The sequence below is a fragment of the Streptomyces sp. NPDC027189 genome (assembly GCF_055566975.1).
This window is the reverse complement of sequence record NZ_JBVHRI010000048.1, coordinates 25,596-39,528: the sequence shown is the minus strand read 5'-3', so window position 1 is coordinate 39,528 and position 13,933 is coordinate 25,596. Positions and strand designations below refer to the sequence as shown.

At 68.1% G+C, this 13,933-nt stretch carries 17 protein-coding genes and 1 pseudogene; 7 read left to right on the top strand and 11 right to left on the bottom strand.

The genetic code is table 11. The features are described 5' to 3' along the window. Positions 1-163: 163 nt before the first annotated feature. The 4 genes from ACZ4RZ_RS48125 to ACZ4RZ_RS48110 all read right to left on the bottom strand — a co-directional run bounded on the left by ACZ4RZ_RS48125 (position 164) and on the right by ACZ4RZ_RS48110 (position 2,645). Positions 164-724: a hypothetical protein gene (locus ACZ4RZ_RS48125; protein WP_214929533.1), complete on the bottom strand. Its 561-nt coding sequence runs from the start codon at positions 722-724 to the stop codon at positions 164-166. A 117-nt stretch (positions 725-841) separates the two neighbouring features. Then, the gene (locus ACZ4RZ_RS48120; RefSeq protein WP_467753961.1) at positions 842-1,609 is read right to left on the bottom strand and encodes a hypothetical protein; all 768 of its coding nucleotides are present in this window, start codon (positions 1,607-1,609) and stop codon (positions 842-844) included. A 262-nt stretch (positions 1,610-1,871) separates the two neighbouring features. Further along, positions 1,872-2,045 (bottom strand): hypothetical protein, encoded by a 174-nt coding sequence (locus ACZ4RZ_RS48115; RefSeq protein ID WP_467753960.1) that lies wholly within the window; start codon positions 2,043-2,045, stop codon positions 1,872-1,874. Between the two features lie 153 nt (positions 2,046-2,198). After that, entirely contained in the window at positions 2,199-2,645 is a 447-nt protein-coding gene (locus ACZ4RZ_RS48110) for an anthrone oxygenase family protein (RefSeq protein ID WP_467753959.1), read from the bottom strand. Positions 2,646-2,736: 91 nt separating this feature from the next. Here ACZ4RZ_RS48110 and ACZ4RZ_RS48105 point away from each other — a divergent pair, with 91 nt between their 5' ends. Next, on the top strand, positions 2,737-3,315 hold the full coding sequence (locus ACZ4RZ_RS48105) for a TetR/AcrR family transcriptional regulator (protein ID WP_467753958.1): 579 nt from the start codon (positions 2,737-2,739) through the stop codon (positions 3,313-3,315). A gap of 34 nt (positions 3,316-3,349) precedes the next feature. Continuing rightward, positions 3,350-3,541, top strand: a pseudogene (locus ACZ4RZ_RS48100) (hypothetical protein); the annotation flags it as partial. A gap of 554 nt (positions 3,542-4,095) precedes the next feature. Here ACZ4RZ_RS48100 and ACZ4RZ_RS48095 read toward each other — a convergent pair. The 4 genes from ACZ4RZ_RS48095 to ACZ4RZ_RS48080 all read right to left on the bottom strand — a co-directional run bounded on the left by ACZ4RZ_RS48095 (position 4,096) and on the right by ACZ4RZ_RS48080 (position 6,924). After that, entirely contained in the window at positions 4,096-5,235 is a 1,140-nt protein-coding gene (locus ACZ4RZ_RS48095; RefSeq protein ID WP_467753957.1) for a methyltransferase domain-containing protein, read from the bottom strand. A gap of 9 nt (positions 5,236-5,244) precedes the next feature. Next, complete coding sequence (locus ACZ4RZ_RS48090; RefSeq protein ID WP_467753956.1) at positions 5,245-6,165, bottom strand: radical SAM/SPASM domain-containing protein; 921 nt, start codon at positions 6,163-6,165, stop codon at positions 5,245-5,247. Between the two features lie 352 nt (positions 6,166-6,517). After that, positions 6,518-6,727: a hypothetical protein gene (locus tag ACZ4RZ_RS48085; protein WP_467753955.1), complete on the bottom strand. Its 210-nt coding sequence runs from the start codon at positions 6,725-6,727 to the stop codon at positions 6,518-6,520. Continuing rightward, positions 6,724-6,924, bottom strand: coding sequence for a hypothetical protein (locus ACZ4RZ_RS48080; protein WP_467753954.1), 201 nt, complete (start codon positions 6,922-6,924; stop codon positions 6,724-6,726). The genes ACZ4RZ_RS48085 and ACZ4RZ_RS48080 overlap by 4 nt, the downstream gene beginning before the upstream one ends. Before the next feature lie 217 nt (positions 6,925-7,141). Here ACZ4RZ_RS48080 and ACZ4RZ_RS48075 point away from each other — a divergent pair, with 217 nt between their 5' ends. From ACZ4RZ_RS48075 to ACZ4RZ_RS48065, 3 genes are read left to right on the top strand one after another with little or no spacing between them, the layout of a single operon-like run. After that, positions 7,142-7,402, top strand: coding sequence for a hypothetical protein (locus tag ACZ4RZ_RS48075; protein WP_467753953.1), 261 nt, complete (start codon positions 7,142-7,144; stop codon positions 7,400-7,402). Continuing rightward, positions 7,374-7,901: a DUF6879 family protein gene (locus tag ACZ4RZ_RS48070; RefSeq protein ID WP_467753952.1), complete on the top strand. Its 528-nt coding sequence runs from the start codon at positions 7,374-7,376 to the stop codon at positions 7,899-7,901. The genes ACZ4RZ_RS48075 and ACZ4RZ_RS48070 overlap by 29 nt, the downstream gene beginning before the upstream one ends. Before the next feature lie 23 nt (positions 7,902-7,924). Further along, positions 7,925-8,776, top strand: a complete 852-nt coding sequence (locus tag ACZ4RZ_RS48065; RefSeq protein ID WP_467753950.1) for a helix-turn-helix domain-containing protein — start codon at positions 7,925-7,927, stop codon at positions 8,774-8,776. Between the two features lie 169 nt (positions 8,777-8,945). Here ACZ4RZ_RS48065 and ACZ4RZ_RS48060 read toward each other — a convergent pair whose 3' ends face one another. Next, on the bottom strand, positions 8,946-9,350 hold the full coding sequence (locus ACZ4RZ_RS48060; RefSeq protein WP_467753948.1) for a hypothetical protein: 405 nt from the start codon (positions 9,348-9,350) through the stop codon (positions 8,946-8,948). Beyond that, on the bottom strand, positions 9,347-11,080 hold the full coding sequence (locus tag ACZ4RZ_RS48055) for a hypothetical protein (RefSeq protein WP_467753947.1): 1,734 nt from the start codon (positions 11,078-11,080) through the stop codon (positions 9,347-9,349). The genes ACZ4RZ_RS48060 and ACZ4RZ_RS48055 overlap by 4 nt, the downstream gene beginning before the upstream one ends. 338 nt (positions 11,081-11,418) lie before the next feature. Here ACZ4RZ_RS48055 and ACZ4RZ_RS48050 point away from each other — a divergent pair, with 338 nt between their 5' ends. Continuing rightward, a complete protein-coding gene (locus ACZ4RZ_RS48050; protein WP_467753946.1) occupies positions 11,419-12,285 on the top strand; it encodes a hypothetical protein in 867 nt (288 codons plus the stop codon). A 171-nt stretch (positions 12,286-12,456) separates the two neighbouring features. Continuing rightward, complete coding sequence (locus tag ACZ4RZ_RS48045) at positions 12,457-12,939, top strand: WapI family immunity protein (protein WP_399094930.1); 483 nt, start codon at positions 12,457-12,459, stop codon at positions 12,937-12,939. 107 nt (positions 12,940-13,046) lie between these two features. On the opposite strand, the gene ACZ4RZ_RS48040 is transcribed toward ACZ4RZ_RS48045, so the two are convergent. Further along, entirely contained in the window at positions 13,047-13,817 is a 771-nt protein-coding gene (locus ACZ4RZ_RS48040; protein ID WP_467753944.1) for a hypothetical protein, read from the bottom strand. Positions 13,818-13,933 lie beyond the last annotated feature (116 nt).

Here is a 13,933-nt window from a genome sequence, read left to right as displayed (position 1 = left end):
ATTCCTGGAAGGCTTCCCGGAGGGCTTCGGACTTGTCGAAGACACCACCTGACGTCACGGGAACTTCGGGTTGACAAGCCCGATTGGGAATCGGTACCCCGGTACTGGCAGAGGACCCCACTCAAACGTGGTACTGGGCGGCTTCGCGTACGACACGTCGGGTTCAGTCGGTGATGTACCAATCGTTCTTGAGGTACTCCAGGGTGTAGCTGCCGAGGTCGCTCTCGGAGAAGGTGGCGGAGGCCCTGACAGCTTCGACCGGCATCTCGATCTTGTCGGGCGTGCGCACGGCGATGCGCTGTGGGTCGACCGTCGCGGTTTTCAGGGCCTTCTTCTGCGCGGGCGAGATCATCTGGAACACGGCGGCGTACGTCGACGTGCACGGGCCGAGCCCCTGGTCCTGTGCCTTCTTCGCGGCGGGCCTGGCCACTTCGCAGACCGTGTCGATGTCCTCACGGCCCAGGGCGTGGAGGTACTGCTCGTACCGCTGGATCGCGCCCTCCTTCGTCCTGGGCGCGGGCTGGTCGCCGGTCGGCTCGGCCGACGGCTTCTCGGTCCGAGCGGACACGGACGGCGTGGCCGACGGCTCTTCGGCCCGCGTGGACGCGGACGGCTGCGAAGGCTTCGCGTCCGTGTCCTCCTTCGCTTTGTCCGGACCGCACGCGCACGCCACCAGCGCCACACAGGCCGATACCGCCACGCTCACCATCGTCCGCGCTCTCATTCGGTCCCCTCACCACCAGCCGACAACACGTCAAGAGGTCACGCAGGATCCGGGAGAACGGTTCCCGAGCCGTTCCCGCCGACTCGCTCCGCAGCTGGGACAGGCCGCACGGCGTCGCTATGCGCCGTCCGGAGCCGGGAGCTTGACCCCCCTGGCGCGCGAGACCCAGTGGATGCGCTGACGCGGCGGCAGCAGACTGTAGTCCAGGGTGCGCAGCCCCGAGCCCTCGGTTAGGTGCCACGGCGCAATCATCCACAGGCCCTCACGGTCGGGAACCGGCTGGACCGGACAGCCCGTCAGCACCAGGTCCCAGCGATCCGTGCTCCCGTTGTCGCGGTCGTCCGCCACCATCACCGTGCCGAGCACCTTGTGTGGCAGCTCCTGGTCGTCCTTCTTCGCCGTGAAGTTCTCCGAGAGCTCCTTGATGGTGAAGTCGCGCTGCAGGTAGACCTCCGGACTCTTCTCGCCCGGCTCCAAGACGATGACGCCGGCGGCGCTGGGCCGCCCGTTCTCATCGGCCACGACCAGGTCGCCGTTGAAGCGGGCCTCCACTCGCCGGTCGCTGAGGTTCTCCAGCACCAGTACCTGCTGCAGCACGAGACGGTTGGCGCCCTCTTGTTCCGCAGGGAAGTGCCAGGTCTGGCCCTGCGGCCATGTATTGCACGGCATCCCGGTGTTGTTCCCCGCCAGCGGCTCCCACGGCGGAGGACTGAGCTTGAGGGTGACTCCGGGGGCCTGGGAGTCGAGTCGGCTGCGGATCGCGTCGGCGGTCATGAGCTGGCTGACCTTCAGTGATGCCCGCGTGAGGTATCCCTGCCACACGACGCCACCGAAGGCCAACGTGCCGCCGATCGAGCCGAGGGCGACCCAGAAGGTATCTGACATGGCGGTGATTCTGGCCCCACCCCGTATGGCAGGCGCATCTGCCCCCATTGATTGGTGGACAGTCGACTACGTCAGGCAGCTGCGCATGCCGGGCCCCGACGCCGCCCATAGGCTGGTGTGGGATCTCAGCGGCAGCTGCATTCCTGGATGCCCGTTACCTTCTCGTTCCTTGATCCGTCTCACCGTGGCCAAGCGGTTCTCGTCTCAAGGGCGAGGCCAAATCCTATGTACCGATGCTGAGTTCCAAGGGCGAGCGCGGTGTCTACTGGTCGCTCGGGCCGCTGTTGAAGAAGGCAAGCGTCTGCTTCAGCCCGTCCTCGCTGAACATGGTCTTGAGGTTGCCCAGGCGGGTGCCGTCCTCGAAGCGGAAGTCGGGGGCGGTGCGGCCGACGAGCGGCTGCTTGCCTCCGAGGTCGTAGTGGCTGAACAGTTCCAACGTCTTTCAGTACACGTGAGTCACCCCGTCGGGAGTGCTCATCAGGTCGAAGACCAGCTGGCGCGTTCGACGGAGGGAGCGGGATTTCGGTGGCCCGTTACCGCCCGCGGAGTAGGGGAGTGCGCGCCACCTGCGCGGTCTCGGCCCGCGGGCTCAGGCGAGGGCGGCGACCAGCAGGGCGAAGGCGGCGATGATGACGGCGACGCGGACGTAGTGGAAGCGGTCCCAGCGGTTCATCTGCTGCTTCCAGTCGGCAGGCAGGCCGTCGGTGGTCCACGTCTTGACCCGGTTGTTGATCGGGACGAGCAGCAGGATCGACATGACCACGCTAAGGATCAGCAGCGCGGCGGCGGTGACGACGAGGCCGACGCCGTGGTGGTGCCATCCGGCGATGGCCCAGACTGCGCTGAGGACGAGCGATCCGATGTACCAGAACGGCATCACGGCGCCGAGCAGCCGGGCCCCGTGGGTGCGGCCGCGCAGGCCGTTGTCGCCAGGGAGGCCGTCGAGGATCGGGTTGACGAAGAAGGCAACGGAGAACTCCACCCCCACCATCACGCCGACGGCCACGGTGGTGAAGACCTCAAGTGCGTTGAGCATGATGACCCCTCCTGGGATCTAGCGTTGCTAGATGGTGAGGCAACGCTAGTACTACTGCCGCTCGAATGTCTAGCGGTGCTAGGATCGAATCATGTCGGTACAGGAACGCAAGGAGCGCGAACGGGCCGGCCGCGAACGCCTCATCGTGGCGACGGCCCGCGAACTCGCCGAGCAGCAGGGCTGGGACGCGGTCACCACCCGCCTGCTCGCCGAGCGCATCGAGTACAGCCAGCCCGTCCTCTACAGCCACTTCCGCGGCAAGCGCGAGATCATCGGCGCCGTCGCCCTCGAGGGCGCCGCCGAGATGGCCGCGTCGCTGCGGGCCGCGGCCTCCGCCGCGGACGGCCCGCGCGCCCGGGTCACCACCCTCGCCCGCGCCTACCTCGACTTCGCCGAACGCAACCCGGCGGTCTACGACGCAATGTTCCAGCTCGACGGCGGCCTGGCGTTCGCGAAGGAGGACACCCCGGAGCCTTTGAAGGACGCCTTCGCCGCCCTGCTGGAGAGCCTCGGCGAGGTCGCCGGGGACGGCGTCCACCCGGCGCTGTTCACCGAGGTGTTCTGGGCGGCCCTGCACGGGCTGGCGACCCTGACCCGGGCGGGACGGCTGCCGCCGGGGGACGCCGAGCGGAGGGTGGAGCTGCTGGTGGACCGGCTCGCCATGGTCTGACGCACCGTCCGGTCGGGCGGGCTTCCGGCCCGGCCGCACCGCCCGCGAGAACGTCAGCGACAACCTCGTCCTGCCCGACGTGGACCGTCGCGCCGTGCGCGGCCTGAAATTCTCCGCCGCGCTCCCGGAACGCCTCGCTGTCGCCACAGTCGCGGCCCGCCTGGCCGACTCCGAGAGCGCCCGCGAGGTGCTCAGCGAACCAGTGCGCTTCCAGCACAGCGGCTGAACGGGAGCGCTCGGGGGCTCTTCATTGAGTGTGCGGAGGGAGTTGTTGCTCGGCGCGTTGCTCGATGGTGGTGATGCGGTCGGTGGTCCATTCGGGCTGGGGGTGGAGGTTTTGCAGCAGGCCGGGCAAACGCTTGGCTTCGACGATGGTGACGCCCCTGGTTTCGAGGTGGCCGCGGGTGCGGGAATCTTGGCGCCGTGCACGGCGATGACCGGGCGAACCTCGCAGCCGAGGGCTTGGGCGGCCTGCTGTGCTTCCCAGATGACAGTGTCCAGAGCGCGGGTCTGCGCGTAGCCGCCATAGCGGAGGGTGCGCTCTCGAGCGTGACCGTCGACCACTTCGAGCGCCACGCCTTGGTGTCGATCACGGCCGCACGACACGAGGGCCGGGCGGCCGTCGACATGGCAGTGCCCCGTTCCGGCCTAGGGGAGGGGGATAGGCCAGGGACGGGGCACACCGCTGATCCGCTACGGGGGCGCGGACCGGCGGGTCTAGGGGATGTGTGATCAGTTGACGACTGACCTGGTACGCCTCGGTGTTCGGCGCCTGGGCGGTCAGGCCGTGATGGTTGCCGACCAGCTGCCGCGTGTGAGGTGCATGGTGCCGTCCGGGTCGACGTGCACGCGCGCTCCGTACACCGGCAAGCCCCCTTCCCTGTTGAGCCGATGGCGGATGCGTTCGAGCTCGTCCCACAGGTGCTGTGGTCCGCCCTGGTGCACCGTGGGGGAGTCCAGGAATCCGGTCGCGGTCGCGCGGGCCCACGAACCGTCGGGGTGGAGCAACCACACGGTGCGCGTATCTCCATCGGTGCTGGTGCGGTGGCTGATGCCGGGGATGGTGAGTTCGAGGGCCGACATCACCTCCCACGAATCCGGTACGTACAGCAGCGGGTAGCGGCTGGTCGTGACGGTGTCGCCGTCGGCGTGCCGTGCTGCCTCCCACAACTGGTCCGTTGGCCGGTCGTCGTAGTCGTCGCTGTGCCGGGTGCGCATGAACCCCGCCGGGTCGGGCTCGATTCGGCCGATGGCTCCGCCGTCCTCGGTCTTGTCTGCGGTGACGATTAGGCCGGTTCCGGCGAGTGTGGTGACGAGTCGGCCGCCGGCCTGCAGCGCGGCCAGCCAGGAGCCGGGGATGGGCCGTACGGACACGGTGGACACGATGCGGTCGTAGTGCCCCGGCAAGTCGCCGGTGATGTCGCAGACGGCCGTGTGCGGGTGCAGCCCGATGGAGTCGAGCCGTTCACCCGCGACCTTGACCAGGTGCGCATCCACGTCCACGGTCGTGACCCGCTCGTCGCCGAGCCGTCGGCACAGCAGCGCGGTGCCGTAGCCGGTGCCGGTCGTCACCAACACGCGTGAGTCGTCGGTGATCATCGCGTGCCGGTACATGGTGACCACCAGGCCCGGCAGCGTCGATGACGACGTCGGGGTGCCGGTCGCGAGGATCGTGCCGGGCTCGGCGTGGTCGGCGTGGACCGGGCCGACACGAGTCACGAGTGTCCGGTTCGCGTAGGCGGCCTGCATCCATGCCTCGGGGTCGGCCGCACCGTCGTGCAGTTCCCACGCCTGCGAACCGTGCGTCCACCAGCGGGGCACGAACGTGTGCCGGGGTGTGGTGGCGAGCGGTTCGTACCAACGCGACTCGGGCCGCACCACGTCGGCGGCCAGGCGCCGGGCGTGCGTCTGCCAGTCCATGGAGGCCTCCTACTCGTATGCCGGTTCGCAGGCCGGGGTCTCGGCCGGACTACAGTCCGACCCATCCTGATCAGGGTTGCAGGCCGTCACCTTGCTGGGGGACGGCATGCAGGAGTCTTCGTCGGGCGTGCATCCGTCCCGGTACCGGCGCGGGATACTGGCAGCGACCTGCGCCCACTGCTGTCCGGCGAGCACGGCCGCGAGTCCGGCCGTCTTCACGTCGCCGGCGGGGAGGAAACGGCCCAGCACGCATGGGGCGACGGTGCCGTCCGGCAGAATCGCCGCCTTCCCTTCCGCGCAGCGCCCGCACAGCTCCGATGTAGACGGCAGGGCCGCCGTCCTCGCCGCGTTGCCCACGGCACGCACCCGGTCCACGTGCACTTGCTTGACGCCGAGGGCTTCCATCTCGGTGCGGGCCTCTTCGGTGCGCTGGCTGTCGCGCATCTGGATGATGCCGACCTTGACGGGGATGCCGCGGCGCACCGCTTCGGCGATGTTCGCCCGGGTGGAGTCGTGGGATCCCTTCCGGCCGGTGATCTCGTCGTGCTCCGCCGGGTCGTCGGAGTAGTACGACGTCCCGAGGCTCACCTTCGGGTGCGCGAAGAGCTCCCAGTTCTCTCGCCGCACTCGGTACAGGTTGCTGAACACCTGCACGCCCAGCCCGGCCGCCAGGGCGTGCGCGACCAGCTCGGTGAAGTCGGGGTGCATCGTCGGCTCGCCGCCGATGAACTGCACAGTCTTTACACCGAGTCCGGCAGCCTCGTCGATGACACGTCGCCAGTCCTGGGCGGTCATCGTGCCGTGGCCCTTGGTCGGTCCGGCCTGGGCGTAGCAGTGCGAGGAGCAGGTGAGCTGACAGCGGCTGGTGATCTCCAGCTCAAGGAATGTCGGACGCGTGGGTGTTGCGGGTGCCTCGGGAGTGATCGTCACGATCCTGCCCTTCTGTCGGGTGGTGCCACGGCGCCCGGCCGCCCTGCCCCGTGGGAGGAGAGCGGCCGAGCCGGACGCAGGGCCCGGAGCGATCCGGGCGAGGTGTGCGTGGAAAGCGGCTCAGGGAATGCGGGGGATCCGCCGTGCCCAGTTCACGACCGCATAGGCGGCGGTGGCCCCATGGGCTTGCCGGGCGCGTGTCAGCGGGTACTGGCGATGCGGCGTCTGCAACAGCGGCGTCGCTGAGGCCAAGGAGGTCTGAGCATGAGCGGCCCCGGCCGGGGTTCCGGTCCGGCCGGGACCTGGTCCCGCCCGCCCCCAGAGCTCACGGGGTACGGGGACGGGCGGGGGTCTACGACCGCGCAGCGCGGTACGCGTCCCACAGGTCCTCCGCCCTGGCGCACCGGACCTCTCCATGCCGGCAGTCGGCGCACGTGGTGGCGTGGTCGATGTAGGCGCGATACGCGGTCTGGATGCGGTTGTACGTGCCGCTGCTGGCGACCTGCTGCATGTGGCCGGAGGCACTCCCCGAGTCGCGCCACTCCCACCGGGCGCCGCTCACGACCTGCCTCCGTGGCGCTTGGGGTGGGGGTGGTTGCGGATCTCGACGTTGCAGTCCGTCGCACGAGAGGGGTCCCCGGCCGCGACGGCGTCGGCCCGCTGTTGGGCCAGCGCCGTACAGACACCACAGCCGCGCGCCGGCGGGGGCTCGTCGATGGGCATGGCGAGCGTGACGGGTGGGCTCATGGTCGTCTTCATCCGCGTTCCTTCGCTGGCGTGGGCCTGCCCAGGCAGTCCGCGGCGTGTGCATGGGCAGATGAGTGGGCTGTTGCTGGTCACGACGCTAGGAGCGCGATGTGCGGCAGTGCCAGCAATGTGCATCGATGTACACGCGATTGGTTTGGCCCTTGACCTGTTATCTCTTGCACAGGATGGTGGTGTACATCCCTGAACACGACGAGCGCCGGAGGCGGCCGTGGACCTACAGTTCATCGGGATCGACCCCAACACCGGAGATGGCGAAAGCCCCACCGTCTGGATTGACCAGGAGAAGGAAGAGCTCGTGCTCCAAGGTTGGAAGCCGAGCCTGCAACTTGAGGCGGCGTGTGCAGAGTTCGAGGTCCCCGGCCACGCCAAGGGGATCCCGGACCACGAGGCAGTGATCCGAATTCCGGCCCGGATGATGCCCATGATCAGGGAGGCATGCGATGCCCTTGAACGTCCCGACATTCGCTGAGCTTCTCTCGTCAGCAACGCACTCAGCCGTCCACCTGGAGATGCGCGACTCCTACGCCGTCGACTACGAGAAAGGCCCGTTCGCCGAGTGGCGGGCCGGCTTCCGCCACGACCCGGCAGACCGCGCTTCCTGGTGGCGGCCATGGCTCGATCTCATCGCGGAGACGGTGGCCCGCGGAGTCGTGGTGCGCCGCGCCCGCATCGTCTCCGAACCGGTCAGCGAATACATCCGCTTCGAGCACTCGGGCACGTTCACCAACGTCGCTGCGGGCGAGCAAGTGTGCTGGCTGCCACGCCGCCGAGCATCTGACATTGCGCTGCCCGGCAATGACTTCTGGCTGATCGATGATCGCCTCATCCGCTGGAACCATTTCACCGGCGACGGGGCCTCGGCGGGCGGGGAGACCAGCGACGATCCGGCCGCGGCGAAGCTGTGTGCCGACGCCTTTGAGATGGTGTGGGCGCGCGCGATCCCCCACGAGAACTACAAGATCAGCTAGCACGAAGGTGACCAGGCCAGCTCATGCCCCTCTCTCCGTCCTCCTCGGCCCAGGCTGCCCGCGAAGCAGTCGCGCAACGCCTGCGGGAGCTCCGTGCCGATGCAGGGATCACGGGGCCTGAGCTGGCCGCACGCTGCGGCTGGAGTCACCCGAAGACCTACCGGATCGAAGGCGCTCGCACGCCCCCGTCGGCTGATGACATCCGCCGCTGGTGCGAGGCGTGCGAGGCAGCCGACCAGGCGCCGGACATCATCGCCCAGTCCCACAACGCCGAGTCCATGTACGTGGAGTGGCGCCGTAGGCTGCGCACCGGACTCAAGCAGCTGCAGAAGAGCTACGTGCCCCTGTTCAAGTCAACCCGGCTCTTCCGCGTCTACTCGCCCACTCTCGTGCCGGGCCTGCTTCAGACCGAGGGGTACGCGATGGGGCTGCTGTCCCTCATCACGGAGTTCCGCGACATCCCCAACGACGTGACGGAGGCCGTAGCCGCGCGCCTGGACCGCTCCCGGATCCTCCACGAACCAGGACGCCGCTTTCTCCTCGTGGTGGAGGAGGCTGCGCTGCACCACCAGGTCGCCGACGCCGAAGCGATGGCCGCCCAACTCGGCTATCTGCTGACCGCGGGCGCACTGCCAGCCGTATCACTCGGCGTGATCCCCATGTCGGCCCCGGCACGGCCCATGTGGCCCGTGGAGACGTTCCACATGTACGACGACACGCTCGTGTCGGTGGAGCTCCTCGCAGCGCGCGTGACCGTCACCCAGCCCAGCGAGATCGCGGTCTACGCGGACGCGTTTGAACGGCTGCACGGCATGGCCGTGCACGGCGCCAACGCCCGCGCCCTGATCGTGAAGGCCATCGACGCCCTGCACTGACCCTGGCACGACGAAGAGCTCCCTCTCGCTCGAACGCTGAGTCGCAGGATGCGGCGCGATAATGTCCGGACTGTCGGCGACTTCGCCGGCGCGTATGACGGGGACACCTGGCCCGGGCCGGAGGCCCCGATCGTGCCCCCGCCCAGATCTGACCGACCTGGGCTTCTCCTCAGCCCAGCCATCCTGCGAGGGCGTGGGCGAGCGCTTCGCCGCCCTGTTGCACGACGGTGCCGGCCACGAGGGCTGGCAGTGCTTGCACGGCTCCGCGCAGGGTGCCTTGTGCTTGTGCGTCCGGCGTGGTGAGCGAGGTGTCGATGGAGTCCGCTATGGCTTGCAGTACTTGCGCGTTGCGCAGGTCTCCCGCGCTGCGGTCCACCTCGGTGCGGAAGGTGGCGAGGAGATCGCGCACGGTGTCGAGGTCTACGGGGGTGGTTGCGGCGGTAGCGGACTGGTGAACGTGCGAGATGTTGTGTCCCACCACGTTCTGCAATGGAGCGATGTTGTTGCCGCCGATGCTGATGCCCGAGCCATGTCCGTGCTCGTCCTCGTGGCGGCGTCGTCCCCCGACCATCATTTCGTTCCCCCCTGGGCGCTGTTGTTCTGGCCGACGTTGCTGATACCGCTGCCGGCGACGTTCTGGATGGGCGCGTTGTTGTCGCCGTAGACCTGGATGTTGGTGATGACCATGGCTACCTGCTCATCGAACTGGGCAGTGTCGACACCGAGTTCGACGAGGTACTCCGCGACGGCCCGGAAGATGCATGTCTGCATCAGCACCACGTGCCGTTTGGCATCGTCGCTCTGGTGCATGTCGGTGACTTCCTCGATGGAGTACCGGTCCCGCAGGCTGAGCGGATCCTTCTCCTCCGCAGAGTCGTCGTCCCTTTGCTGGCCCCGCCCGAGGCGGGTCACGAACTGCCACAAGGAGAGCGGGCCTTCGGCTGCGTCCAGCATCGCCTGTACCGCCGTCCAGCCGAGGAGCCGGAGCCCGCGCTTGGCGAGGGGCGCGTCGGTCACTCTCAACTCGTTGTACAGGGGCGTCATCACGTGCGGTCGCAGGGTCAGGCGCAGCTCGCCGGCCTCCAGCGCGGCGTGCACGAACACGCTCACCACGACCTGGCCGTCCCAGCTGACGCACTGAGCGCGCAGGTACAGCCGGTCGGGGACGCTGGACGGCGAGCGGCGGCCTCGGCCTCGCAGGTCGGGCAACTCCAGCTTCGCGGCACGGGTGCGCCGCAGCCACAGCGCGGACGGCAGCCCCTTGACCTGCGTGACCGAGAAGCCGGGCAGCGGATCGGTGATCTCCCGTGCGCCGCGCCCCAGCTCCTTGAGAGCGGTTCCCATCCGCCGCAGGAGCTCGTCTTCACCGAAGGATCTCACCGACTCCTGCGGATCCCTTGGCTTGAGCGGAATACCGATGTCCGCGACGCCCCACACCTCGCGCCCGGCCCCGACGAACCTCTCCGGATTGTTGTAGGGCAGCTCCTGCCGCTTCTGCTCCGCGCTGATCTGAGCCATCCGGCGCCCAGCCTTCGCCGCCACCCACGGCAGACGGTCGGCCGCGACACCCTCCCCGGCGATCTCCGCCAGTGCCGCCCGCGCGGCCAGTCGGTCGCCCATGGAGACAAGTCCCGCTCCGGCCAGCAGCACGAGCGGAAGCACGAGCAAGCCCAGCCGCAAGGGGACCACTTCGCTGCGGATGGGCTCATACGGCACCATGGCGAGAAGCAGCGGCACGCACAGCACGACATACGCGGCACGGGGCGACGGTGCCAGCCGCGACTTCTTTCCTCTGCGGACCGCCCGCAGCGCCGCCCATCGCATCACCAGCGCCAGCAGGACAATCACGCCCCACACGACGGCAGCACGCGGAATCGCGTACGCCACAGCAGCGGCCCAGAGCACTACCAGCACCCGCCGCAGCCACTGCCGTCGTCTGCTGCGCAGACTGTGCGCGACCACGGGCACGAGATCGAAGCCGTACGACGGCACGGGCAACGGCGGCCCGTGCAGGACATGATCCACCACCCACCCTGCCATGGGCTCACCCAGAGGCGGGCAGTCGTCGCTGCCCTCCAGATAGATACGCCTGCGGACACTGCGCCGGGGTTTGCTCGCCTTGTTGTTCTTGCCGCGGATCTTGCGCCACCACGTTGTGACGGCTTTCACCTGGTCAGGGCGTGAGTAGACGGTCTGGCACAGCAGCCGGGTCACCTCCGACGACGTCGGATCCACCTCACCGGAGGAGCTGCTGGTGAGGCCTGTGGCCCCGGCCTGAACCGGCACTGCCGGCCACTGGGCCATCCCCTCCGCACCACGTTCCCGAACACGCAGCCCCCGCCCCAGCCCCATACCGCCCCCCGGTGCACCGATCAGGCGGGCATCTTCACGGCCACCGCGGCAAAGCACCAGAGCACAAACACGACAATGCGCTCAACGCCATTGGATGAACGAAGCTTTGACCGAATTCCGCCCTGGCGGTGGCACAGCAGGCCGCCTTATTGATCACGGAGGACTGCTTTGCGGTACCCCGTCATGATCGGCACGACCAGGTGTCGTGCAGTCCGCGCTCACCGAGACCGGCGTGGTGCTCCTGCTGCAGCCTGCCGACCACGACGACCGCCGCGAGGAGCAAGCCGACCATGACGCGTGAGGCCCTGCCGCGAGACTCGCAGACCACAAAGGACACCCCCATGGCCACGCTGGACCAACGTCCCGTACTGACCCGCAAGGAAATCGCCGACACCTACGAGCTCAGCATCACCCACCTGGAGAGGCTGTATCGGGAGCGCGAGGCCAACGGCCATCCCGAGGCCGCAGGCACCATCAACCGCGCGCTGGTCTGGGACGCCGCCGACTGGCACCAGTGGTACGAGCGCCACACCGATGTCGCGGAGCTGGAGAGCCGCGCGGACCTCCACGACCGTACGGGCCTGGGCCTGAGCACCCTCCAACTGCTGTGGCGGGACAGGAAATCCAACCGGCACCCCGAGCCGGAGAAGACCATCGGCAACACCATGTACTGGAACCCGAAGACCTGGGACACCTGGTACGAGGGCTACAAAACCAGCCAGCAGTGGCGCACGAACGTCGACCTCAGCGGAAATGCCGAGGACCTGATCTCGCTGTCCGAAGCCGCCCGCGTCCTGGGCATGGAACCAACCAGCATCACGAAATACCCGGTCAGGCCGCCGAAGCACTGGCCGGCACCAGCCGAGGAGACGACGACGGACAAAGGCTTCGTCAAGCGAAAATACCGGCGCGGCGACATCTGGACCTACGCCGAGCGCCGTGAACGTGGAGGCGGCCGCCCAACCGGAACGACCAACACGGAACGCCGCTACCCCTACGACGGCGATCCCCGCCTGGACCAGGCCCGCACCGCGATCAAGGCAAACCCCAAAACTCCCGCGGCCCAACTCGCCGGCCAGCTGGCCCACGAGCACGGCGGCACCGCAGGCACCTGGTCCCACATCATCCGCAGCGCGCGACAGCACCCCGAAGACTGACCCGCCACGATCAGCAGAGGAGTGCTTACGCCTTTTAGTTGGCTGCCATCCGTGGCTGCAGTGGCTTGGCCGCCCGGCGCCCTCTGACGACCCGGCCGCCACTTGTCCCAGCGTCGCCCTGATCTTGACCCACGCCGTTCACCGCCGGAGGGCCCGTGACATCCTGCGGCAGTGCTGTTGAGTGACCATGCAAGCAGTGTCGAGCTTCGCCCGCTGCGCTATCAGTTCGCCACAGTTCAGGGCAACCGTTACGACGACAACTGGCTGGTCATCGGTGGTACGGTGACGACTGCCGAGGGCAGTTGGTCCTTTACCGATCCATCTCTGCTGACCCACGAAGCCCGCCAGGTCGCTGCTTGGTTGCGCGCGGTGGCCGCGGGGACGGTGTCTGTGACCCAACCTGATACCGAAGGCTATTCGTCCCCGGACACGTGGTTCAACGAGCCGGTCCTGGCCTTCAGCCTCGCCGACCGAAGCGAGGCTGGGGCGGTGATTCGCCTTCACTTGTCCCTGGAAGCGGCACCCCCATGGCGGCAGGGTGATGACAGGGCGGACATCTACCAGTACTCCGTGGAGATCCAGGTGGATACAGCTGCACTGCTTGACGCAGCTGACCAGTGGGATCTTGCTCTGACTTCCTTCCCAACCCGCTGATCAACGTCAGTCCCATCGGGACGCGGTCCACCGGGCCCAACACACGCTCCGAAGCTTGACTTCTCCATTGGGAAGCCACTGGGCGGTTCAGTTGGCCGCTCCGACACTCAGTGCCGTCCTGTCCGGCCGTCGGCGGACGTCTGAGGAAAGGGCTCCCGAAACTGCGGGAACCGCTCGGCCTTTGGGTCCAACAGGTCGATTAGGGTGATGAGTTTCTGCTGGACTTCGGTAAGCCGGGGCACCGCCGGTGCGGTGTCCTCGGCGAGCCGGTCGACGTCCGCAAGGAGCGGGGCGAACCAGCGACGGAAGGTCTCGTCACCATCGAGCTTCTCGCAGAACTCGGCGTATCCCAGACACCTGCGCCGCCCCGGCTCCCCCTCCGGATGGGCCATCAGCTCGCCGACGGCCCGTTGCTGCGCGCGAAAGAGGCGCAGTGCGTTGCTGGAAGCAGAAATGCGACTCAGAGCTGTACCGATCGACGAGATCATCGTCATGGCGCGCTGATTGGCCCGTGACTGACCGAGGTCGAGGAACTGAACGTCCCGGCGCAGGATCTCCACCCACCCCAAGTACTCGGCGAGCACGAACACCGTGCTGCGCCGCACATACTCCCGCTCTTCCGGCGTGCCATGCAGATGGAATGAGGTCATAAAGCCGCGGGAAGGGCCCGAGGAGAGGTCGACCTTATGGCCGTGCAGGATGTTGTACATCCTGGCATTGAGGTCGTAGGCGGCCCAGGCCAGCGAGGCCCCGTAGGAGTCCATCAGGTTTCGCTGCTCCAGCAGGCGCAGGCGCCGCTGCGTCCAGTAGCCGAGTACCGCCGCCATGGCCGCACCAGCCAGCGCCACGAGCGCGGACACCAACGTCAGCGCATCCACCGGTCTGCCCCCGAACTTCCCGCCCCGTCACCTGTCTGCGTCAGCCGACTCAGACGGCCGGCGGGCACCGAGCGTATCCCTACCCAGCTCCACGCGTCCCAGGACCGGACCGGCCT

What these genes read in the sequence shown, in the direction of transcription:
- ACZ4RZ_RS48125 (WP_214929533.1), bottom strand. Translation starts at nt 724, where the DNA reads ATGAGAGCGCGGACGATGGTGAGCGTGGCGGTATCGGCCTGTGTGGCG.
- ACZ4RZ_RS48120 (WP_467753961.1), bottom strand. Translation starts at nt 1,609, where the DNA reads ATGTCAGATACCTTCTGGGTCGCCCTCGGCTCGATCGGCGGCACGTTG.
- ACZ4RZ_RS48110 (WP_467753959.1), bottom strand. Translation starts at nt 2,645, where the DNA reads ATGCTCAACGCACTTGAGGTCTTCACCACCGTGGCCGTCGGCGTGATG.
- ACZ4RZ_RS48105 (WP_467753958.1), top strand. Translation starts at nt 2,737, where the DNA reads ATGTCGGTACAGGAACGCAAGGAGCGCGAACGGGCCGGCCGCGAACGC.
- ACZ4RZ_RS48095 (WP_467753957.1), bottom strand. Translation starts at nt 5,235, where the DNA reads ATGGACTGGCAGACGCACGCCCGGCGCCTGGCCGCCGACGTGGTGCGG.
- ACZ4RZ_RS48080 (WP_467753954.1), bottom strand. Translation starts at nt 6,924, where the DNA reads ATGAAGACGACCATGAGCCCACCCGTCACGCTCGCCATGCCCATCGAC.
- ACZ4RZ_RS48070 (WP_467753952.1), top strand. Translation starts at nt 7,374, where the DNA reads ATGCCCTTGAACGTCCCGACATTCGCTGAGCTTCTCTCGTCAGCAACG.
- ACZ4RZ_RS48065 (WP_467753950.1), top strand. Translation starts at nt 7,925, where the DNA reads ATGCCCCTCTCTCCGTCCTCCTCGGCCCAGGCTGCCCGCGAAGCAGTC.
- ACZ4RZ_RS48060 (WP_467753948.1), bottom strand. Translation starts at nt 9,350, where the DNA reads ATGATGGTCGGGGGACGACGCCGCCACGAGGACGAGCACGGACATGGC.
- ACZ4RZ_RS48055 (WP_467753947.1), bottom strand. Translation starts at nt 11,080, where the DNA reads ATGGCCCAGTGGCCGGCAGTGCCGGTTCAGGCCGGGGCCACAGGCCTC.
- ACZ4RZ_RS48050 (WP_467753946.1), top strand. Translation starts at nt 11,419, where the DNA reads ATGACGCGTGAGGCCCTGCCGCGAGACTCGCAGACCACAAAGGACACC.